This is a genomic window from Dactylosporangium siamense (assembly GCF_016862795.1).
Taxonomy (GTDB): domain Bacteria; phylum Actinomycetota; class Actinomycetes; order Mycobacteriales; family Micromonosporaceae; genus Dactylosporangium; species Dactylosporangium siamense.
On the sequence record NZ_BONQ01000154.1, the window covers coordinates 38,527 to 57,868 of the forward strand.

Consider the following 19,342-nt stretch of genomic DNA (forward strand, 5'->3'; position numbering starts at 1 on the left):
GAAGGCTATCATCGAGCCCCCCGGGAGACGGGATGCGGCAACCTGCGCGCCGCACCCCGTCACCCCCCTCCCCCTGGTAAGGCACCGGTGGACCCCCGTGTGAAGCCTGCGGCTCCCTGTGTGCGGCATCGCGATCACGCCAGTCCCGCGTAGCGGCCGTACCTGCGGGCCGCGCCCGCGATGACCGCCTCCGCCGCCAGCCGGGCCGAACCGGCCCCGGGCAGCGCGTCGGCGATCGCGGCGGCGACGAACGGCGCCGCGAACGACGTCCCGCTCCACGTCGCCCAGCCGTCGTCGAACCCCTCGTGATGGACGAACGTGCTCGTGACGTCGGCGCCCGGCGCGGCGAGCGTGATCCACGTGCCGGTGTTGCTCCAGTCGCTGATCCGCCGGCCGTCGTGTGCCGCGACGGCGATGACCCGCCGCCGCCACGGCACGCTGGTGCCCGCGTAGGCCGCCGGCCAGAACGGCCGGTCGTGCTGCCCGTCGTTGCCCGCGGCCGCGACCACCACCCGGTCGCCGGTGCCGAGCAGCCGCGCGAGGGCCGCCGTCAGCAGCAGCGGCGGCCGGTCGTCGAGCGTGTAACCGCCCAGCGACAGGTTGATGATCTGATGGTCGTACGCCTGCCCGAGACCGGCGATCAGATCGCTCTCGCGGCAGACCCCGTGCGTGTCGACGATCTTCATCACCCTCGGCCTGACGTGCTCGGACCTGGTGAGCAGCACGCCGGCGACGAAGTTGGCGTGCCCGACGTCGCCGTCGCGGACCCCGTCGTCCGTGCCGGCGTCGTCGTGCTGCAGGTCGGACTCGAAGTCGTCGGTGACATACCGGTCCTTGGGCAGCGGGCTGTTCAGCCACACCCCGGTGTCCAGCACGAGCACCTCGACCTCCGGCACCGCACGGTCACGGACCGTGAGGCTCCCCGGCGCCACCGGCCGCGGCGGGCCATACGGCCCGGCGTGCTCGAACGGTGTCGACACGAACACGTGGTTGGGTCCGGCGGCGACCCTGCCGTCACCGGCCGCCTCGGCCTGGACCCGCACCCGCCTCGCGGCGCGTGCGACGTCCAGGCCAGGCAACCGCACCCGCCGGAATCCGTCCGGGACATCCCCCTCCTCCACGATGTCCCGCACGGTGAAGCCCTGCTCCAGGAACGCCTGACGAGCGGTGGCGAAGTGGTCGTCGAGCACCAGGAGCTCGTCCGCGACGAACCGCACCGGGGTGCCGTCCGCCCGGTCCTCACGACGCACCCACCCAAGCCCGGCGAGCCGCCGGGCGCGGCGCGACCGCCACTGCTCCGAACGGGCGTCCGCTGGTGCCATGGGCTCCTCCTCACGTGGTCTGCAAAGAAGAGGCGGCCCGTCGGGTTCCTGATACACAAATTCCCGGCCGGTGTCCGCCCCCGCTGTTTTCTGTCGTATCCGGGCGGCATGATGATGCCCGTGGCGAGCAATGACCAGCAGACCGTGACCCGTGAACTGACCGTCCTCGAAGTGACCGTCGCCGGTGCCTCCGGCGAGGCGCGCTCGCTGGTGCGTCCCGACGACACGGTGACCATCGGCCGCGACGCCGCCAACGACCTGGTGGTCGAAGGCACCCTGATCTCCCGCCGGCACGCCGAGGTGATCTGGAACGACGACGGCTGGTTCCTGCGCGACCTGGGCAGCCGCAACGGCACCTACGTGGCCGGCGAGAAGGCCGCGTTCGTCGCCGCCGTCGACGGAGGAGAGGTCCACCTCGGCGCCGCCGACGGTCCCGCCGTCACGTTCAAGGTCATCACGATCACCGAGCAGATCCCGGTCCAGCCGCCGGTGCCGCAGCAGCCGGCAGCACAACAGCCGGCCGCGCAGCAGTCGGCAGCGCAGCAGTCGGCAGCACAGCCGGTCGGGCATCCGCCCGCCGTGCCCCGCGAGGCCGCGCTGCACACGGCGGGCGCGCTGATCCGGCTAGGCCGGGGACCCGACAACGACATCGTGCTCGGCGATCTGCGCAGCTCACGCAACCACGCCGAGCTGCGCCGCACGCCGACCGGCTACGAGGTCGTCGACCTCGGCAGCCGCAACGGCACGTTCCACAACGGCAAGCAGGTCACCCGCCAGGCGATGCAGCCCGGCGACATGATCTCGATCGGCAAGCACGAGTTCATCTTCGACGGGATGCGGCTGCACGAGTTCGAGGACGCCGGCCCGTCGTCGCTCATCGCCGACGACCTCACCGTGCGGATCAAGGACGCGATCCTGCTCGACGACGTCAGCTTCGCGCTGACCGAGGGCAGCCTCCTGGCCGTCATCGGACCTTCCGGCTGCGGCAAGTCGACGCTGGTCAAGGCCGTCGCCGGACTGCGACCGGCGACCCAGGGCACGGTGCGTTACGACGGCCGCGACCTCTACGCGGACTACGCCGAGCTGCGCTACCGCATCGGCATGGTCCCCCAGGACGACGTGCTGCACCGCCAGCTCACCGTGCGCCGGGCGCTGCGGTTCGCCGCCGCGCTGCGCTTCGCCGACGACGTGCCGCGCAAGGAGCGCCGGGTCCGCGTCGCGGAGGTGCTCCGCACGCTCAACCTCACCGAGCGCGCCAAGATGCGCATCGACAAGCTGTCCGGCGGTCAGCGCAAGCGCGTCTCCGTCGCACTGGAGCTGCTGACCGAGCCGTCGCTGCTGTTCCTGGACGAGCCGACCTCCGGCCTCGACCCCGCCCTGGACAAGGAGGTCATGGAGGAGCTGCGCGACCTGGCAGACAAGGGCCGCACGGTGGCCGTCGTGACCCACAACGTGATGCACCTCGACCTGTGCGACCGGGTCCTGGTCCTGACCGTCGGCGGCCGGATGGGGTATTTCGGGCCGCCCAGCGACCTGCTGTCCTTCTTCGGCGCCGAGGACTACGCCGAGGTGTTCCGCGAGGTCACCACCAACGCCGAGCACTGGACCCGCACCTATCGCAGCTCGGAGCTCTACACCCGATACGTGACGGCCGAGATCGCCGAGGCCCCGCTGCCGAAGCCGGCCGCGGTCGAGCGCGTGACCGTCCCGATGCCCCGCTCGCCGGAGCCGGCCGCCGTGACGGCAGGGGCGGACGCGCCGGCGGACCCGGCCGCGGTGGCGGACCCGACAGCGGTGGTCCCCGCGGTGGATCCGTCCGACTCGCCGACGGGTGAGCAGCGGCGTCCGTCGCGGCCCGGCGGGCCGGTCGCGGCTGCGCCGCCCGAGCCGGGCCCCGGCGGGAAGCCGGCGCGGGCGGTCGGGCGGGCGCGGGTCAAGCTCGGCGGCGCCTCGCTGCGCAGCCGGGCGTTGCACCCCGCCGCGCCGATCCGGCAGTTCCTCACCCTGTGCCTGCGCATGTTCTGGGTCATCGGCGCCGACCGCGGCCTCGCCCTGTTCACCGTCGGGCTGCCCCTGGCCCTCGCGTTGCTGACCCGCACCGTGCCGGGGGAGAACGGGCTCGCACCCGGCCTGACGAAGTTCAGCCTGGAGGCGCAGCGGCTGCTGGTCGTGCTCGCCGTCGGCGCCGCGTTCCTCGGCACCGCCGCCGCGATCCGCGAGATCGTCAACGAGGCGACCATCTACAAGCGGGAACGGGCCGTCGGACTGTCCGCCGGGGCGTATCTCGCGTCGAAGGTCTTCGTGTTCTCGATCATCATCGTCGGGCAGACGGCGCTGTTCACCTGGCTCGCGCTGCTGGGCAAGAACCCGCCGAAGGACCCGCTGATCTTCCAGGAGCACTGGCTGCTGGAGATCAGCATCCCGGTCGCGCTGGTCGCGCTCGCGTCGATGGCGTTCGGCCTGCTGGTCAGCGCCCTGGCAAAGACGACCGAGCAGACGACCCCGGTGCTCGTCGTGGTCGTGATGGCCCAGCTGGTGCTGTCCGGCGGCCTGTTCGAGCTGCAGGGGCAGACGGTCCTGCAGCAGATCGCCTGGCTCTTCCCGACCCGCTGGGGCCTCGCCGCCGGCGCGTCCACGGTCGACCTGCAGTCGATGATCCCGTTCAAGGACAGCCTGTGGGAGCACACCACCGGCGCCTGGTGGCGCTCGGTGTTCATCCTGGTGCTGCAGATCGCCGCCCTCATCGGCCTGGCCCGCCTGGCCCTGCGCCGCCTGGAACCCGGCCGGCAGTGATCCCCGGCAGCGACTCCGGCCGGTGCCCGGCAGTAGCGTTGAGATCATGTCAGATGCGATCCGCGCCGAGACGGTGTACATCGGCGACGAGAAGATCCAGGCCTACCAGGCGGTGCCGCTGGGCGCCGGGCCGTTCCCCGGCGTGGTGGTGATCCACCACCTGCCCGGCTTCGACGAGTCGACGAAGGAGATGGTGCGCCGGTTCGCCGTCAACGGCTACCTGGCGATCTGCCCCAACCTGTTCTGGCGGGAGGCGCCCGGTGCCGCCCCGGACGACGCGTCGGCGTTCGTGCGCGGCCAGGGCGGCATCCCCGACGAGCAGATCATCGCCGACGTGCGGACCGCCGCGGCCGCGCTGCGCGGTGCCTCCAGCCATAACGGCAAGGTCGGCGTCATCGGGCACTGCTCCGGCGGGCGGCAGGCGCTGCTGGTCTCGGCCGCGCTGCCCAGCGGCGTGATCGACGCCGCCGTCGACTGCTACGGGGCGTTCGCGCTGGAGCCGCCGCCGGCGGCGAGCGGGCTGAAGATGACCTCGATCAAGGACCGGCTCGGCGACCTGAGCTGCCCGGTGCTGGGCCTGTTCGGCGACGACGACGGCAACCCGGCACCCGCGGAGGTCGACCGGCTCGCCGCGATCCTCGCGGAGCACGGCAAGCAGTTCGAGCGGCACAGCTACGAGGGCGCCGGCCACGGGTTCTTCGCCCCGGACCGGCCCGGCTACCGGCCGCAGGCCGCCGTCGACGGCTGGAAGCGGATCTTCGCGTTCTTCGACCGGCACCTCGGCGGCAAGCGACTGGAGGTCTGAGCATGTGCACGTACGACACCGAGACCGTGGAGCTCGAGGGCAGCGCCAAGGGCCCGGCCGGCTGGTTCCCGGTCACCCGCGCCGCGGTCTACGTCGACCACCCGCACCACGCGCCGTTCGGGCACACCCTCAACATCGACTTCGCCGACCCGGCGCTGGGCCCGTCGGCGCGGGTCGCGGTCGAGCTCACCGAGGAGGCCGCCCGGGCGCTGGTCGCCGCGATCACGGCCGCCCTGGACCACGCGCCGGCAGGCCTGGCGAGCGGGAGCACGCGGGTGTAGACATCCAGGGATGGGCGCCTATCGCGACACGTACGAGCGCAGCCTCAGCGACCCCGACTGGTTCTGGCGCGACGCCGCGGCCGGGGTCGACTGGGAGCGCATGCCGATGCGGGTGCTGGACCGCGACCGCCCGCCGTTCTACCGCTGGTTCCCCGACGCCGAGCTCAACACCTGCCACAACGCCCTCGACCGGCACGTGGCCGCCGGGCGCGGCGAGGACACCGCCCTCATCTACGACAGTCCGGTCACCGGGACGCTGCGCACGTACACCTTCCGCGAGCTGCGGGACGAGGTCGCCGTGTGCGCCGGAGCGCTGCGCCGGCTCGGCGTCGACCAGGGTGACCGGGTGGTCATCTACATGGCGATGGTGCCGGAGGCGATCATCACGATGCTCGCCTGTGCCCGGCTCGGCGCCGTGCACTCCGTCGTGTTCGGCGGGTTCGGGCCGAAGGAGCTCGCCGCCCGCATCGACGACGCCCGGCCGAAGGTCGTCGTCGCCACCTCGTGCGGGATCGAGGGCAGCCGCGTCGTGGCCTACAAGCCGCTGCTGGACGCGGCGCTCGCCGAGGCCGCGCACCGGCCCGCGCACTGCGTGATCCTGCAACGCGGGCAGGCCCCGGGCGAGCTCGGCCCGGGCGACCTGACCTGGGACGACGCCCTCGCTGGTGCGCCCGAGGCGGCGTGTGTCCCGGTCGCCGCCACCGATCCGCTGTACATCCTCTACACGTCGGGCACCACCGGCCGGCCGAAGGGCATCGTGCGCGACAACGGCGGCCACGCCGTCGCCCTCGCCTGGTCGATGGCCAACGTGTACGCGACCGGACCCGGGGACGTGTTCTGGGCGGCGTCGGACGTCGGATGGGTCGTCGGCCACTCGTACATCGTCTACGGGCCGCTGCTCGTCGGCGCCACGACCGTGCTGTACGAGGGCAAGCCCGTCGGCACCCCGGACGCCGGCGCGTTCTTCCGGGTCGTCGAGCAGCACGGGGTGACGGCGCTGTTCACGGCCCCGACCGCGATCCGCGCGATCCGCAAGGAGGACCCGGCCGGCACGCTCATCCGGAAGTACGACACCGCGACCCTGCGGACCCTGTTCCTCGCCGGGGAACGCCTCGACCCGCAGACCTACGAGTGGGCCGGGCAGATCCTCGGCGTCCCCGTCGTCGACCACTGGTGGCAGACCGAGACCGGCTGGCCCGTCGCGGCGAACCTGCGCGGCCTGGAGCCGATGCCGACCAGGCCCGGGTCGCCGTCGGTGCCGGTGCCGGGCTTCGACGTGCGGATCCTGCAGCCCGACGGGACGCCCGCCCCGCCGGACGTCGACGGCGCGATCGTCATCGCCCTGCCGCTGCCGCCCGGCTGCCTGCCGACGCTGTGGCAGGACGACGAGCGGTTCGTCGCGTCGTACCTGTCCGCGTTCACCGGCACCTACCCCGACGGCGTCTATCTCACCGGCGACGGCGGCCGGTTCGACGCCGACGGGTACCTCTACGTGATGGGCCGCACCGACGACGTCATCAACGTCGCCGGCCACCGCCTGTCCACGGGCTCCATGGAGGAGGTCCTCGCCGCCCACCCCGCCGTCGCCGAGTGCGCCGTGATCGGCGTCGACGACGACCTCAAAGGCCAGGTGCCGCGTGGTCTCGTGGTGCTGAAGGCGGGCGTCGACACCACCCACGACGTCCTGGAGCGGGAGCTGGTGGCGCTGGTACGGCAGCGCATCGGCGCCGTGGCCTCGCTCCGCCGGGTGCAGGTCGTGCCGGCACTGCCCAAGACCCGCTCCGGCAAGATCCTGCGCAAGACCATGCGCGGCATCGCGGGCGGCGATGACCCGGCGGTCCCGTCCACGATCGAGGACGCGTCGGTGCTGGACGCGCTGCGCCCGATATTGCGCTCACCCTGACCAGCGAGAACGCTGACAGCGAACACGCTGTGAGCGAACCGGACGAGCTTTTCGGCGGCGCCGCGCATACCGTCGGACCATGGCCGACACGCAGATCCCCTTCGACAGCGCCGTTTTCGACCGACTGCTCGCCAAGCGCATCATCGTCCTCGGCACCGAGGTCAACGACGAGAGCGCCAACCGCATCTGCGGGCAGCTGATCCTGCTCGCCGCCGAGGACCACGAGAAGGACATCAGTCTCTGGATCAACTCACCGGGCGGGGTCATCAGCGCCGGCCTGGCCATCTACGACACGATGCGGTTCGTGCCCAACGACGTGTCGACGGTCGTCATGGGCATGGCCGCGTCGATGGGACAGTTCCTGCTCAGCGCCGGCACCCCGGGCAAGCGCTACGCCCTGCCGCACTCGCGGGTCATGATGCACCAGCCGTCCGGCGGCATCGGCGGCACCGCCTCCGACATCGCGATCCAGGCCGAGCAGATGCTCTTCACGAAGAAGACCATGCAGCGGCTCATCTCCGAGCACACCGGCCAGACGTATGAGCAGATCGAGGAGGACTCCGACCGGGACCGCTGGTTCACCGCGCAGGAGGCCGTCGACTACGGGTTCGTCGACAAGGTCGTCGCCGGCGCCGAGCAGCTGGCGGTTTCCTGATCGCGCATTAAGCTGCCGGGCGTGAGCATCGAACGTGAGGTCGCGCCCGGGCAGGTCGGCTTCGACGCGAAACGGCTGGCCGCGCTGGACAGCCACTTCGCCCGGTATGTCGAGGACGGCCGGCTCGCCGGCTGGCAGCTCGTGATCAGCCGGGACGGCCGGGTCGCGCACGCCTCGACGTGCGGGCGGCGCGACCTGGAGGCCGGCCTGCCGGTCGAGCCCGACACCCTGTGGCGCGTCTACTCGATGACGAAGCCCATCACGTCGGTCGCCGCGATGATGCTCTGGGAGGAGGGCCGCTTCGAGCTGACCGACCCGATCAGCCGGTGGCTGCCCGAGTTCGCCGCGCCGCAGGTGTATGACCGCGGCTCCGCCGGGCAGCCCTACACGGTGCCGGCCGCCGAACCGATCCGGGTCTGGCACCTGTTGACGCACACGTCGGGCCTCACGTACGGGTTCCTGCAGACCTCGGTCGTCGACGCGCTGTACCGCAAGGCCGGCTACGACGTCATGTCCAAGGCGGGCGTCGACCTGGCCCAGGCCTGCCGCGACTGGGCGGCGCTGCCGCTGCTCTTCCAGCCCGGCACCGGCTGGGGCTACGGCGTGTCCACCGACGTGCTCGGCCGGCTCGTCGAGGTGGTGTCCGGCCAGTCACTCGGCGACTTCCTCCGCACCAGGATCTTCGAACCGCTCGGCATGACCGACACCCACTGGTGGGTCGACCCCGCCGGCGACGACGCGAAACGCCTCGCCGCGCTGTACGTGCCGAGCCCCGCCACCGGTTCCGGGGTGCAAGCCGGCGCAGCGGTCCGGTTCGACCCGATCGGCCAGCACGCGCTGCGGGAGCCGGACCTGCACTCCGGCGGCGGCGGCCTGATCTGCACCGCCGCGGACTACCACCGCTTCACGTCGATGCTGCTGCGCGAGGGCACTGCCGGCGCCGCCGGGGAGCGGCTGCTCAGCAGCCGCACGGTGCGGTTCATGACCCGCAACCACCTGCCCGGCGGCGTCGACCTGGACCGGCTGCAGACCGGTGGGTTCGCCGAGACCACGTTCGAGGGCATCGGCTTCGGGCTCGGCTTCGCCGTGGTCCGCGACCCGGTGCCGGCCCGGACGCCGAGCACGCCCGGCTCGTACTACTGGGGCGGCGCGGCCAGCACGGCCTTCTGGGTCGACCCGGTCGAGCGGCTCACGGTCGCGTTCTACACCCAGCTGATGCCGTCCAGCACCCACCCGATCCGGCCGCAGCTGCGCCAGCTGATCTACTCAGCACTCACCGACTGACCAGCGCACCGACTGACCAGCTCACCGATTGAAGCTCAGGTCCCCGCCGCCGGTGGCCACGTGGACCTTGTGCAGTGAGGCGGCGTCGGACTGCACGGTGCCGGTCTGCGTGCCACCGTCGAGCTCGGCGGCGACCGCGTAGCCGTCCTTCGTCAGGGTCAGCTTCACGTCGCCGCCGCCGCTGTCGACATCGATCCGGTCCGGGGCCTGCGTCACGGCGAGGTCGACGGCGCCGCCGCCGGTGCGGGCGGTCAGCTCCGGCGGGGCGAGGCCGGCGCCGGTCAGCGCGCCGCCGTCGGTGGACACGTCGATGAGGCCGGTCAGGCCGGTCAGCGCGATCGTGCCGCCGGCGCTGTCCAGGCGCACGGTCAGCGTGGAGGGGATCTCCACCGTGTACGCGATCGAGCAGTCACCGCTCTTGCAGCCGGTCGAGGTCAGGACCAGCTCACCACCGTCGACGCTCTGCTTGCGGCCGGGCTTGTCGGCCTTGAAGGTCGACGTCTCGGTCACCTTGATCGTCGGGCCGGCGCCGACCTTGACCGTGATCGCGCCGCCGGCGCTGTCGACCTCGACCACGCTGACGTCGTCCTTGACCTCGAACGTGTTGGTGGCGGTCTGCGAGCTGCCGTTACCCTTTCCGGCACCGTCGTCGCTCGACGGCGTGTCGGAGCCGCAGCCGGCGAGGGCCGGCGATGCCGCGAGGGTCAGCAGGGCGGTGAGCGTCAGGATCCGCGGTGACTTCACGGAGGTCAGCTTCGCACGCGCCACAGCGGCCACTTCGACAGGGGCGACTCGGTACGCTCGCCGGATGAACCTTGTCGATGCCGCGTACGACCGCGCCGGGGCCAGTGACTTCCCGATGTCCTGCGAGCGTCCCGTCGGCCAGTTGCTGGCGGCCCTCGCGGCGGGCGTGCGACCCGGCGGGAACATCCTGGAGCTCGGCACCGGCGCCGGGGTCGGCGTCGCCTGGCTGGTCAGCGGGCTCGGCGAGCGCACCGACGTGACCGTGACCTCGATCGAGCTCGACCCCGAGCGGGCCGCGGTCGCGGCGAAGGAGACCTGGCCGTCCTATGTGGACCTGCGGGTCGCCGACGCCCTGACCTTCCTGGCCACCGCCGCCGGCGCGTTCGACCTGATCTTCGCCGACGCCCAGGGCGGCAAGAGCGAAGGGCTGGACCTGACGATCGCCGCGCTGCGGCCGCGGGGCATCCTCGTCGTCGACGACATGCGGACCGTCGAGGACTGGCCCGAGGAGTTCAAGGTCCGCCAGGACGGGGTCCGCCGGACCCTCGTCGAGCACCCGCACCTCGTCTCCGTCGAGCTCGACCACGGCTCGGGAATGGTGCTGAGCACGCATCGTTGACGCCCTGGGGTGACGCCGTTTGCGCTGGTGGGGCACGGGTACACGGATGGCTGTCAAGCCCCGTTCGTGAGGAGATCCGATGTCCACCGACGCCATAGTCGTGCTCAAGGAAGACCACAAGACCGTCAAGCGGCTGTTCAAGGAGTTCCAGGGCGCCGAGGACGGACCGGCGGCGACGAAGGCGCGGATCGTCAAGGAGATCCTGACCGAGCTGACCGTGCACACGTACCTCGAGAACGAGGTCATGTACCCGGAGGTCCGGCGTCTCCTGCCGGACCTCGACGACGACATCCTCGAGTCCTACGAGGAACACCACGTCGCCGACGTGCTGTGCATGGAGCTCGCCACGATGACCCCGGACGACGAGCACTTCGACGCGAAGGTCACCGTCCTCATCGAGAGCGTCTCGCACCACATCGACGAGGAGGAGCAGGAGTGGTTCCCGAAGGTCCGTGACGGCCTCAGCCGCACCCAACTGCAGGAGATCGGCGCCCGGATGCAGGAGCTGCGCCCGGACGCGCCGACGACCCCGACCGAGCCGAAGGCCCTGAAGAAGGCCCTCGACGCGATCCGTGCCTGACTGCTCAGGCCGGCCGGAGGCACCAACGGCCCGGGCGGGGTCATCCGACCGAAGGAAGCGCCGGGGCCGGGGTGTGCCGGTACCGTCGAAGTCGATGAACGCCGTGGTGCTTGCCCTGCACGGGTTGCTTGTGGAAGGGACCGTCGAGACCGTCGAACCGGTCCTCGCCGGTTGCCTCGTCGCCGCGGCGCCGCGGCTGGTGCTGGACGTGTCCCAGGTCACGGTCTGCGACACCGCCGGTGCGGCCCTGCTCGTGCGGGTCGCGACGCTCGCCTGGCAGCGGGGTGGTGAGCTGCGGCTCGCCGCCCCGTCACCCGCGATCCGGTCCTGGGCGCAGGTCGCGACCGGGATGGACACGATCGCGGCCTTCGCCACGGTCGAGGGTGCCGTCGAGGCCGACCCGCGCGACCTGCTCACCGGCGGGGCGTTGCCGGGCGGGAACCCGCCGGCGGCGTGCGTCGACGAGCCCGCCTACCCGCAGCGCCGCCGGCCCCGCTGGCGGGTCAACCCTTCGGCCCGCGGACGATCACGCCGAGGTCCCGCATCACCGCGTCGGTGAGCCCGGGCAGCTGCGCCGGCTCGATGGTCACGCCGCGCAGGCTGCTGACGCCGCTGACCTCCGACAGCTGGTTGCCGCGCAGGTCGGCGCCGCGCAGGTCGCAGCTCTCGAACGACATCTGCCGCAGCCGGCATCCGGACATTGCCGCCTGCGGCAGGACGCAGTCCCGGAAGACGGTGTTGACCAGGACACAACCGACGAAACCCGTCGGACCGACGGTCGTGATGTCGTCGAGGGTCGCGGCGTCCAGCCGGCACCCCTCGAAGAGCACGTCGCCGAGGCGCGACTCGGCCAGGTGGGCCCAGGTGAGCTTGCAGTTGACGAAGTGGACCCGTTCGAGGGTCAGCCCGGTCAGCCGGGCCGCGGAGAAGTCGACCTTCTCGAAGCGGCAGCCGGTGACCGTCACGTCCTCCCACACGACCCCATTGAGGTCGAGGTTCTCCAGGTGGGAGCGGCGCAGCCGGGCGTCGATGAGGGTGGTGCGGATGGCGCGGCCGGTCTGCACGTGGGCGTCGTTGAGGTTGCCGCCCCACGGCGCGCTGACCGGCTCGAGCTCACCCTGGTCGATGACGGGGAGATCGATGTCGAGTTCATGCACGGTGCGCAGTGCCACGCAGCTCACCGTACACACGTAGGCTGATGCGTCATGAGTGATACGGCGGCGGTCGGGCAGCGGCGGGTCGACGGGCGCACACTGCGGGCCGAGCGCACCCGCCGGGCCATCGTCGATGCCCATCTCGCGCTGCTGGAAGAGGGCGACCTCAAGCCGACGGCGGAGCGGATCGCCGAGCGCGCCGGGGTCTCACTGCGGGCGCTGTGGACGAACTTCAAGGACATGGAGCGGCTCTTCGCCGCCGCCGGCGCCAGGCTGATGGAGCGGCAGCTCGCCGAGCACCGCCCCGTGCCGCCGGACCTGCCGTTGCCGCAGCGGATCGAGGTGTACTGCGAGCAGCGCGCCCGGCTGCTCGAGCTCATCGCACCGGCGGCCCGCGCGGCCCGGCTGCGGGAGCCGTTCTCCGCAGCGCTGCGGCACAACCGGACCTGGTATGTCACGAACGCCCGCGAGGAGCTCGAGAAGCTCTTCGCCGACGAGCTGGACGGCGTCGGCGGTGACGCCACGCGGGAGGCGAGCCTGCACGCGCTCACGGTGGCCACGACGTTCGCGTCCTGGTCGATGCTGCGCGACGAGCTGCACCTCGACGTCCCCGCCGCGACGGCCGTGCTGCGCCGCGCGGTGACCGCGCTGCTACACCCTGCTGCGGACCCTGAGGACACGGCGGACACCGGACCATAAGTTTCGCTTAGATCATCGTGAAATCGGCGCCCTTGGTTGGGAAAGGCGGCCACCGGACTCATAGGCTTCGGTGCGGTTGAGTCGTCTGTGCCTCAGGAGGCAGCTGGTGTCCGCGTACGGCCCTGAATACGGCCCGGAGTACGGCCCCGAGTACGACCCTGAGCCCAGCACCGAAGGTCATGAGCCGCGGCACCGTCGCGGCACCCGGCTCGCCGTGATCGTCGGGGTCGGCGTCGCCGCCCTGCTGGTCGTCGGCGCCACCGCGTTCGGCGGTGCGGTGCTGCTCGGCAACGACGGCGACACCGGCGACGCCGCCCGCACCTCCGTCGCGGGCGACACGACCGGCGACCCGTCGAACGCCGGTAACCCGGCCGCGGGGGACGCGTCCTCGCCGGTCGAGGGCGCCACCGCCGACCCCAGCACCGCCCCGACGACCGCCGCGGCGACGCCGACGAAGGCGGCGACCACGCCACCGGCGAAGCCGAAGACGACCGCGCCGCCGGCCGCCGGCAACACGTCGTACGAGCAGCAGGTGCTCGTGATCGTCAACACGGAGCGGGCAAAGGCCGGCTGCAAGCCCCTGGCCTACAACGCGAAGCTCGCCACCGCCGCCCGCAAGCACTCGCAGGACATGGCCGCCAAGGACTACTTCTCGCACACCTCGCAGGACGGCACCGACTTCGCCACCCGCATCACCAACGCGGGCTACAAGTGGTCCGGTGCGGCGGAGAACATCGCGAAGGGCCAGCGCACCCCGGCCGACGTCATGAACGCGTGGATGAACAGCTCCGGGCACCGTGCCAACATCCTGAACTGCGGCCTGAAGGACCTCGGCGTCGGCCTCGCCTACCAGGGCAAGACCCCGATCTGGACCCAGGACTTCGGCAGCCCCCGGTAGCCCGGCCGCAACCCCGCAGGAACCCTGCAGGAACCCCGTCGCGGTCACCGCCGCAGTGACAGCTACCGATCGGTATACCGCCCGGTAGAGGAAAAAGACCGTCCAGTGGTTGCGTTCCGGCGCGCCATTCGGCATCGTGCACATCGGTCAGTGCTTATGGTGCCCGGGCGGATTACTCAATTTCCCTTCGCGCGGGTGCGAACCACGCGCATCTCGGACGCATCTCGAACGTGTCTTCGAGCAAAGGGACTATCAACGTGATCGCTGCCTCCCTGCGACGGACGGCCTGGCTACGACGGGCTGGGGTGCTCGCCGCCGCGGCGCTGCTCGGACTCGGCGGGTCGCTCGTCGGCGCCCTGCCGGCCGCGGCGGCCGGGGTCGGCTATGTCCGCCTCGCCCACCTGTCGCCCGACACGCCCGCCGTCGACGTCTACCTGAGCTCGGTCAACGGGTCGATGGCGACGCAGAAGTTCGACGCGGTCGGCTACGGCGTGGTGTCGAAGTACCTGCCGCTCGCGCCCGGCACCTACGCGGTCGCGATGCGGCTGCCCGGTGCGGCCGCGGACAGCCCGCCGGTGCTGAGCACGCAGGCCACGGTCGTGGAGGGCAAGGCGTACACGGTCGCCGGCGTCGGCAAGTTCACCGACCTCGGCCTGCGGGTCATCCCCGACGACCTGGCGCTGCCGGACCCGGGCAAGGCCAAGGTCCGCGTGGTGCAGGCGTCGGTGAAGCAGCCCGTCCTCGACGTGGCGATCGCCAACGGCGCGAAGATCGCCGGTAACGTCGCGTTCGCCACGACCACCGACTACCAGCTGGTCGACCCGGGCAAGTGGACGCTGCGGCTCACCGCGCCGAGCGTCACCACCGCCGCGACCACGGTCACCGCGCCGCTCAAGGCCGGCAGCGTCTACTCGCTGATCGTCCTGGACGGCAAGAGCGGCCTCACCGCCCAGCTGCGCACCGACGCGACCAGCAACGGCGTGCCGGCCGGCGGCGTCGACACCGGCGGCGGCGGCACCGCGAACGACGACCGCTTCGGCGTCTGGCAGACCGTCTCGGTCCTCGGTGCCGTGCTGCTCGTGCTGCTTGCCGCCGGTGGTGTGCTCCTACGGCGCCGCAGCGGCGCGCGCCGCCGGGTGACGGCGTAACCCCCTCGTAAGCTGCAAGCATGGTCAGGTCCGCCGGTCAGGTCGTCAGGCATCGCGCGTTTCGCCTGAGTCTGGTTTACCGGGTGGGTCGCCGGCGGCGGACCCTGACCCTGATCGTCTGCGTCCTCGCCCTCGCCGCGCCGGTGTACATCGGCGCGGCGACGCTCGTCGGCCGCCGCGTCGACATCGACGCCGGCGAGTCGACCTGGATCGTCCCGCACCGCATCGACCTGGACCCGGGTGCCCTCGCCGCCAGCACCCAGGACGGTGCCGATGCGCCGCCCACGCGCCTGCGGATCACGTCGCTCGGGGTCGACACGAGTCTCGAGACGCTGACGATCGACCCGGCAGGGCAACTGCAGAGCCCCAAGGTGTACGCGGAAGCCGGCTGGTTCGCCGCCGGCACCGCCCCTGGCGACCCGGGACCCGCGGTCCTCGCCGGGCACGTCGACTCGCGGACCGGCCCGGCGGTGTTCTACAAGCTGCACGAGCTCAAGACCGGCGACCGGGTCGAGGTGCAGCGCGGCGGCGCGTGGCTCACCTTCACGGTGACGGCCCGCGAGCACTACGCGAAGGCGAAGTTTCCCAGCGACCGGGTCTACGGCCCGACGCCCCTGGCGGAGCTGCGACTCATCACGTGCGGCGGCGAGTTCGACGCCGCCCGGCACTCCTACCGCGACAATGTCGTGGTCTACGCGGTGCTGAGCTGAGCTCGCACTGTCGCGGTGGTGCGGACGTTAAGGTCGGTGTGCCAGGTCGCCTCGCGGCGATAGGCGCATCACGGCTCCAGCCGAACGGTATTCCGTGAAGGCAGTGTGGTGAGGCCCGGGGACACACAGCACACCGACTCACTCGACAGTAGCGCGCCCGGCACGCATCGTCCCGTGATCTGGATCTCTCAACCCGTGCGGGTCAGCTCTTGCGCACGCCCCGGAGGAACAGGACCGCTCCGACGATCGCGGTGATCGGGCCGATGACCGCCCACATCGTGTTGCCGCTCATGGCGCTGCCGCCGAGCAGGTTCAGCCCCTGGAGCGTCCAGACCACGCCGGAGAGGACCAGCAGCGCGCCCACGATCACCAATACCCACTTCATGGCGCTCACAGTAGTGCCGGCGCTGCGCTGAGAAAATGCCGGCGCTGCGCTCAGAGCAGTGCCGAACCGCGCCAGAGTCGCTTGGCCGGGCCCTCGACGAGGCCGAGCTCCTGCAGGAACGCCGTGACCCGCTCCGCCGACCAGCGCAGCGTCTCCCGGAACGCGGGGTTGCGCCAGGCCGCCGCCCGTGCCGCGACCGGGTCGAGCCCGACCGCCGCGTACGCGCCCGGGTGGATCAGCGAGTGGGTGACGGTCCACGCGGCCCGGCCGATCATGAGCCGCGAGTAGGCCAGGGACATCCGGCCGGACCTCCGCACCTGGCGGGCCAGCTCGTCGCGGGCGAACCGGATGTGCCGGGCCTCCTCCACGACGTGGATCCGCGACACCATCCGGACCAGTGGCTGGAGGCTGTCGTCGGCCATCGCCTCGCGCTGCAGGGCGTCGAGGATCTCCTCGGCGATGAGCGCCGCGGCGAACGTCTGCACCCCGCCGGCGGTCGCGCCGAGGTACCTGCCGAGGGCGCGTTCGAGCGGCGCGGGCCGGTACGCGGGCGTGCCGAACGCCTCGATCATCCGCGCGAACATGATGGAGTGCCGGCATTCGTCGCCGACCTCGGTCAGCGCGTACTGCACGTGGCCGGTGCGCGGGTCCTGGTCGCTGATGTGGCGCAGCAGCATCCGCATGAGCAGCATCTCGAACCAGATGCCGATGCTGGCGATGCTGGCCACCTCGTGCTTGGACAGCTCGACGCGCTGCTGCGGGGTGAGCCCGTCCCACAGGGGCGTGCCGAACAGCGACAGCCGGTGCGCGGGGGCGAACATGCGCTCCGGGTCGAGCGGCGCCCGCCAGTCGATGTCGACGTCCGGGTCGTAGGAGTTGCCGGCGGAGATCTTCAGCAGCCGCGCGGCGGTGGCCTCGCGCTCGTCGACGACGGACATGAGCTGCTCCTTGACGGTTCCGGCCGGACTTGGTACTCATCAGTACCATGCCTGAGGAACCGCGACCGGTCAAGGCCGAGCTGCTCGTCGACGGCGCCGCCCACGCCGTCGAGCTGCACCTGACCGGGCACTTCCAGCCGCTCGACGGCCGGTACCACTGGGGCGGCCGGATGACCGGCGAGCCCGCGGTGGCCGCGTTGCTGCGCGCCGGCCACCGCGACGTCCAGCTGCGGTGCGCGCCCGCGGCGCCGGTGCCGGCGCGCCTCCTCGAGATCGACCCGTGGGGCAACGTCCGCTTCGCCGGCACGGGCGCCCCGCCGCACGGCGCTGTCTGAGGATCGGGCGCTGGGTGTGTCGGGCCGCTGGGTGCGTCGGGCGCTGGGTAAACGTCGGGCGCCACCCTCCGGCCTGACCCTCGGCAGCTGGCGGGCTGCTCGCGGAGGGTGGTCGTCGGTGTGGCGCCCGGTTGACGCGGTCCGGTGGTGCTTGGCTCCGGTAGTGCTCAGTGCTGGCAGTACTCAGCGCTGGCAGTGCTCAGCGGCCGGCCAGGAGCCGGTTCACCGCGTTGTCGACGTCCAGATGGTCGGTCTCGTGCCCGCGCGGCACGACGCTGTACGTCCGGCGCAGGAAGCGCACCAGCACGCTGCGTGGAACCTCGAACAGCGCGTTGCCGTCCGGTGAGGACAGGGCCAGTGCGACGAAGTCGCCGCGTGGACCGTTCCACGGCCAGACCCGCACGTCGCCGATGCCCGCGGGCTCGTCCAGGCCGGTGAACAGCAGTTCACGGGCGAAGGACCAGCTGACCGGCTCGCCCCCCGCCGACTCGGCGTGGAAGAGGACGTGGACCGCGTACGGGTCGTTCGGGTCGTATCGCAAGCTGGCTCGCACCGGCAATGCAGTCGCGTCGGGCGCGACGAGTCGTAGGGATGTCTCGACCTCGACGGTCGATGGTCGGATAGCGCTCATGTCGTACTCCCCCCGGCACCGCTGCGGAGCATGCCGTGCCCCGCCTCTCTTATGTTGAGGCGATTCCCAGTGTTACGCGTAGTGATTCTGCGATCTCACTCTGTAGTGTTTCTGGGCCCGATTTGCCGTCAACCGAACAACGTGCGCGCGATGTCCGGTTTTCAGAGCGTGACCGGGGTCCTTGACGTGACGTGTGGGTCGTACGTCAATTCATTCGGGTAACGTCCAGTGGTTCGTGGGAGTGACGGGTTATCCAGTGATGGGAACGGAAATTGCGCGACAGTGAGGCGGACGGGTCGGGCGTTACGCCTGATTCCGGACCGCTTGCCTCTCCACCGGGTGACTTCCGGCGTGTCGCTGCGCCGGAGCAGGGCTCCGGGACGGGTATTGGAACCCGGGTACTGGCCCGGGTGCTCGGCTGGCGTGAGCGGCTCTACGCGACCCGCATCGGCCGGTTCGGTGTGAAGATCGTGGTCGCGCTCGCCGGCACGCTGGTCATCGCCGTCGGCGTGGTGCTGTTGCCGTTGCCCGGGCCGGGTTGGCTCGTCATCCTCGGCGGCCTGGCGATCCTGGCCATGGAGTTCCACTGGGCCCGCCGGCTGCTGGTGTTCACCCGCCGGCAGTTGCTGCGCTGGACCAAGCTGGTGCGGGACGGCTCCTGGCTGGTGCGGGTCGTCTCGGTCGGCGGCCTGCTCCTCGTCGTCGGTGCGGCGTTGCTGCTCTCGCTCCAGTTGCTTGCCTGACTTCACGACAGCGATCATGCTGCGGTCCAGGATGAGCCAAGGACATCCGTGCCGGGTGACTCGGTAGACCCGCCGATCTGTGCCGGGATCTGTGCCCGGATCTGAGGACGCTGCCTTAACCGATTGTGCGCGTTTCATGTTGTCTGCGTTTCGTGACGCACTGATTCAGCGCCGGGTGCGCGAGAACGGTACGGTGGGAGTAATCTCGCCCGGTATCGGGGCGTAGTATCCCGCTGAACATCTTGGTTCGTGTCCGAATGATGCGGCACGTGTACGCAATTGGCAGCACCTGAGGAAAGGCCACTCATGGCGAAACGCGTCATCCACGAGCTGATCGACGACATCGACGGCAAGCCCGCTGCCGAGAGCATCGTGTTCGCGCTCGACGGCGTGCAGTACGAGATCGACCTGTCCGCGTCCAACGCGGCGAAGCTGCGCGACGCCGTCGCCCCGTTCGTCGCCGCCGCGACGAAGATCGGGCGTGGTGGCGTGGTCAGCACCGTGCGCGGTCGCGACGTGCGTGGCCGGGGCGTCACCCGCGGCGACCGCGACCAGAACCGTGCCATTCGGGAATGGGCGCAGGCCAAGGGGATCGACGTTTCCGACCGGGGCCGGATCAAGCAGGACGTGGTGGACCGCTACCACGCCGAAGCCGGCCGCTAATTACCACGAGTTGAGAAACCGGTCGATGCAGCGTCGCATTCCGGCGAAACGC

General features: G+C 71.4%; 22 protein-coding genes. 16 read left to right on the forward strand and 6 right to left on the reverse strand.

The annotated features are described in order from the left end of the window. Positions 1-134: 134 nt before the first annotated feature. Positions 135-1,322, reverse strand: coding sequence for a S8 family peptidase (locus Dsi01nite_RS46935; RefSeq protein ID WP_203852969.1), 1,188 nt, complete (start codon positions 1,320-1,322; stop codon positions 135-137). Between the two features lie 120 nt (positions 1,323-1,442). Here Dsi01nite_RS46935 and Dsi01nite_RS46940 point away from each other — a divergent pair, with 120 nt between their 5' ends. The 6 genes from Dsi01nite_RS46940 (at position 1,443) to Dsi01nite_RS46965 (ending at position 9,043) form a co-directional block, all read left to right on the forward strand. Beyond that, positions 1,443-4,115 (forward strand): FHA domain-containing protein, encoded by a 2,673-nt coding sequence (locus Dsi01nite_RS46940; protein WP_203852970.1) that lies wholly within the window; start codon positions 1,443-1,445, stop codon positions 4,113-4,115. A 46-nt stretch (positions 4,116-4,161) separates the two neighbouring features. Beyond that, entirely contained in the window at positions 4,162-4,920 is a 759-nt protein-coding gene (locus Dsi01nite_RS46945) for a dienelactone hydrolase family protein (protein WP_203852971.1), read from the forward strand. 2 nt (positions 4,921-4,922) lie between these two features. Continuing rightward, entirely contained in the window at positions 4,923-5,201 is a 279-nt protein-coding gene (locus Dsi01nite_RS46950; protein ID WP_203852972.1) for a DUF6295 family protein, read from the forward strand. Between the two features lie 10 nt (positions 5,202-5,211). After that, positions 5,212-7,104, forward strand: a complete 1,893-nt coding sequence (locus tag Dsi01nite_RS46955) for a propionyl-CoA synthetase (protein WP_203852973.1) — start codon at positions 5,212-5,214, stop codon at positions 7,102-7,104. Between the two features lie 79 nt (positions 7,105-7,183). Further along, positions 7,184-7,759 carry an ATP-dependent Clp protease proteolytic subunit gene (locus tag Dsi01nite_RS46960; protein ID WP_203852974.1) on the forward strand — a complete coding sequence of 192 codons (576 nt, stop codon included), beginning with the start codon at positions 7,184-7,186 and terminating at the stop codon, positions 7,757-7,759. Between the two features lie 21 nt (positions 7,760-7,780). Next, positions 7,781-9,043, forward strand: coding sequence for a serine hydrolase domain-containing protein (locus Dsi01nite_RS46965; RefSeq protein ID WP_203852975.1), 1,263 nt, complete (start codon positions 7,781-7,783; stop codon positions 9,041-9,043). A 21-nt stretch (positions 9,044-9,064) separates the two neighbouring features. Here Dsi01nite_RS46965 and Dsi01nite_RS46970 read toward each other — a convergent pair whose 3' ends face one another. Next, the gene (locus Dsi01nite_RS46970; RefSeq protein WP_203852976.1) at positions 9,065-9,787 is read right to left on the reverse strand and encodes a DUF4097 family beta strand repeat-containing protein; all 723 of its coding nucleotides are present in this window, start codon (positions 9,785-9,787) and stop codon (positions 9,065-9,067) included. A 64-nt stretch (positions 9,788-9,851) separates the two neighbouring features. Here Dsi01nite_RS46970 and Dsi01nite_RS46975 point away from each other — a divergent pair, with 64 nt between their 5' ends. From Dsi01nite_RS46975 to Dsi01nite_RS46985, 3 genes are all read left to right on the forward strand, one after another. Next, positions 9,852-10,406 carry an O-methyltransferase gene (locus tag Dsi01nite_RS46975; RefSeq protein WP_203852977.1) on the forward strand — a complete coding sequence of 185 codons (555 nt, stop codon included), beginning with the start codon at positions 9,852-9,854 and terminating at the stop codon, positions 10,404-10,406. A 79-nt stretch (positions 10,407-10,485) separates the two neighbouring features. Next, complete coding sequence (locus Dsi01nite_RS46980) at positions 10,486-10,986, forward strand: hemerythrin domain-containing protein (protein ID WP_203852978.1); 501 nt, start codon at positions 10,486-10,488, stop codon at positions 10,984-10,986. 94 nt (positions 10,987-11,080) lie between these two features. Continuing rightward, positions 11,081-11,545 carry an STAS domain-containing protein gene (locus Dsi01nite_RS46985; RefSeq protein ID WP_203852979.1) on the forward strand — a complete coding sequence of 155 codons (465 nt, stop codon included), beginning with the start codon at positions 11,081-11,083 and terminating at the stop codon, positions 11,543-11,545. Here Dsi01nite_RS46985 and Dsi01nite_RS46990 read toward each other — a convergent pair. Further along, entirely contained in the window at positions 11,490-12,158 is a 669-nt protein-coding gene (locus Dsi01nite_RS46990; protein ID WP_203852980.1) for a pentapeptide repeat-containing protein, read from the reverse strand. The genes Dsi01nite_RS46985 and Dsi01nite_RS46990 overlap by 56 nt on opposite strands. Before the next feature lie 33 nt (positions 12,159-12,191). Between Dsi01nite_RS46990 and Dsi01nite_RS46995 the strand changes: the two genes are divergently transcribed. The 4 genes from Dsi01nite_RS46995 to Dsi01nite_RS47010 all read left to right on the forward strand — a co-directional run bounded on the left by Dsi01nite_RS46995 (position 12,192) and on the right by Dsi01nite_RS47010 (position 15,595). Beyond that, positions 12,192-12,839 (forward strand): TetR/AcrR family transcriptional regulator, encoded by a 648-nt coding sequence (locus tag Dsi01nite_RS46995; RefSeq protein ID WP_203852981.1) that lies wholly within the window; start codon positions 12,192-12,194, stop codon positions 12,837-12,839. Between the two features lie 106 nt (positions 12,840-12,945). Further along, complete coding sequence (locus Dsi01nite_RS47000) at positions 12,946-13,737, forward strand: CAP domain-containing protein (RefSeq protein WP_203852982.1); 792 nt, start codon at positions 12,946-12,948, stop codon at positions 13,735-13,737. Between the two features lie 257 nt (positions 13,738-13,994). After that, positions 13,995-14,885 carry a DUF4397 domain-containing protein gene (locus tag Dsi01nite_RS47005; RefSeq protein ID WP_203852983.1) on the forward strand — a complete coding sequence of 297 codons (891 nt, stop codon included), beginning with the start codon at positions 13,995-13,997 and terminating at the stop codon, positions 14,883-14,885. Positions 14,886-14,968: 83 nt separating this feature from the next. Beyond that, positions 14,969-15,595: a class F sortase gene (locus tag Dsi01nite_RS47010; protein ID WP_239136774.1), complete on the forward strand. Its 627-nt coding sequence runs from the start codon at positions 14,969-14,971 to the stop codon at positions 15,593-15,595. A gap of 202 nt (positions 15,596-15,797) precedes the next feature. On the opposite strand, the gene Dsi01nite_RS47015 is transcribed toward Dsi01nite_RS47010, so the two are convergent. Next, positions 15,798-15,980, reverse strand: coding sequence for a hypothetical protein (locus Dsi01nite_RS47015; protein ID WP_203852985.1), 183 nt, complete (start codon positions 15,978-15,980; stop codon positions 15,798-15,800). Between the two features lie 50 nt (positions 15,981-16,030). Next, entirely contained in the window at positions 16,031-16,918 is an 888-nt protein-coding gene (locus Dsi01nite_RS47020; RefSeq protein ID WP_203852986.1) for an AurF N-oxygenase family protein, read from the reverse strand. A 47-nt stretch (positions 16,919-16,965) separates the two neighbouring features. Here Dsi01nite_RS47020 and Dsi01nite_RS47025 point away from each other — a divergent pair, with 47 nt between their 5' ends. After that, a complete protein-coding gene (locus Dsi01nite_RS47025) occupies positions 16,966-17,253 on the forward strand; it encodes a DUF4873 domain-containing protein (RefSeq protein ID WP_203852987.1) in 288 nt (95 codons plus the stop codon). Between the two features lie 199 nt (positions 17,254-17,452). On the opposite strand, the gene Dsi01nite_RS47030 is transcribed toward Dsi01nite_RS47025, so the two are convergent. Beyond that, positions 17,453-17,884, reverse strand: coding sequence for an SsgA family sporulation/cell division regulator (locus Dsi01nite_RS47030; protein WP_033356715.1), 432 nt, complete (start codon positions 17,882-17,884; stop codon positions 17,453-17,455). 410 nt (positions 17,885-18,294) lie between these two features. Here Dsi01nite_RS47030 and Dsi01nite_RS47035 point away from each other — a divergent pair, with 410 nt between their 5' ends. Both Dsi01nite_RS47035 and Dsi01nite_RS47040 read left to right on the forward strand, forming a co-directional pair. After that, positions 18,295-18,627, forward strand: a complete 333-nt coding sequence (locus Dsi01nite_RS47035; protein ID WP_239136776.1) for a TIGR02611 family protein — start codon at positions 18,295-18,297, stop codon at positions 18,625-18,627. A gap of 306 nt (positions 18,628-18,933) precedes the next feature. Continuing rightward, a complete protein-coding gene (locus tag Dsi01nite_RS47040; protein WP_203852988.1) occupies positions 18,934-19,290 on the forward strand; it encodes a histone-like nucleoid-structuring protein Lsr2 in 357 nt (118 codons plus the stop codon). The last annotated feature ends 52 nt before the right edge of the window (positions 19,291-19,342 follow it).

Coding starts and splice junctions, on each gene's coding strand:
- Dsi01nite_RS47030 (WP_033356715.1), bottom strand. CDS start 17,884: ATGAGCGCTATCCGACCATCGACCGTCGAGGTCGAGACATCCCTACGA.
- Dsi01nite_RS46975 (WP_203852977.1), top strand. CDS start 9,852: ATGAACCTTGTCGATGCCGCGTACGACCGCGCCGGGGCCAGTGACTTC.
- Dsi01nite_RS46955 (WP_203852973.1), top strand. CDS start 5,212: ATGGGCGCCTATCGCGACACGTACGAGCGCAGCCTCAGCGACCCCGAC.
- Dsi01nite_RS47015 (WP_203852985.1), bottom strand. CDS start 15,980: ATGAAGTGGGTATTGGTGATCGTGGGCGCGCTGCTGGTCCTCTCCGGC.
- Dsi01nite_RS46945 (WP_203852971.1), top strand. CDS start 4,162: ATGTCAGATGCGATCCGCGCCGAGACGGTGTACATCGGCGACGAGAAG.
- Dsi01nite_RS46995 (WP_203852981.1), top strand. CDS start 12,192: ATGAGTGATACGGCGGCGGTCGGGCAGCGGCGGGTCGACGGGCGCACA.
- Dsi01nite_RS46985 (WP_203852979.1), top strand. CDS start 11,081: ATGAACGCCGTGGTGCTTGCCCTGCACGGGTTGCTTGTGGAAGGGACC.
- Dsi01nite_RS46950 (WP_203852972.1), top strand. CDS start 4,923: ATGTGCACGTACGACACCGAGACCGTGGAGCTCGAGGGCAGCGCCAAG.
- Dsi01nite_RS46960 (WP_203852974.1), top strand. CDS start 7,184: ATGGCCGACACGCAGATCCCCTTCGACAGCGCCGTTTTCGACCGACTG.
- Dsi01nite_RS46980 (WP_203852978.1), top strand. CDS start 10,486: ATGTCCACCGACGCCATAGTCGTGCTCAAGGAAGACCACAAGACCGTC.
- Dsi01nite_RS46935 (WP_203852969.1), bottom strand. CDS start 1,322: ATGGCACCAGCGGACGCCCGTTCGGAGCAGTGGCGGTCGCGCCGCGCC.
- Dsi01nite_RS47025 (WP_203852987.1), top strand. CDS start 16,966: ATGCCTGAGGAACCGCGACCGGTCAAGGCCGAGCTGCTCGTCGACGGC.
- Dsi01nite_RS47040 (WP_203852988.1), top strand. CDS start 18,934: ATGGCGAAACGCGTCATCCACGAGCTGATCGACGACATCGACGGCAAG.
- Dsi01nite_RS47020 (WP_203852986.1), bottom strand. CDS start 16,918: ATGTCCGTCGTCGACGAGCGCGAGGCCACCGCCGCGCGGCTGCTGAAG.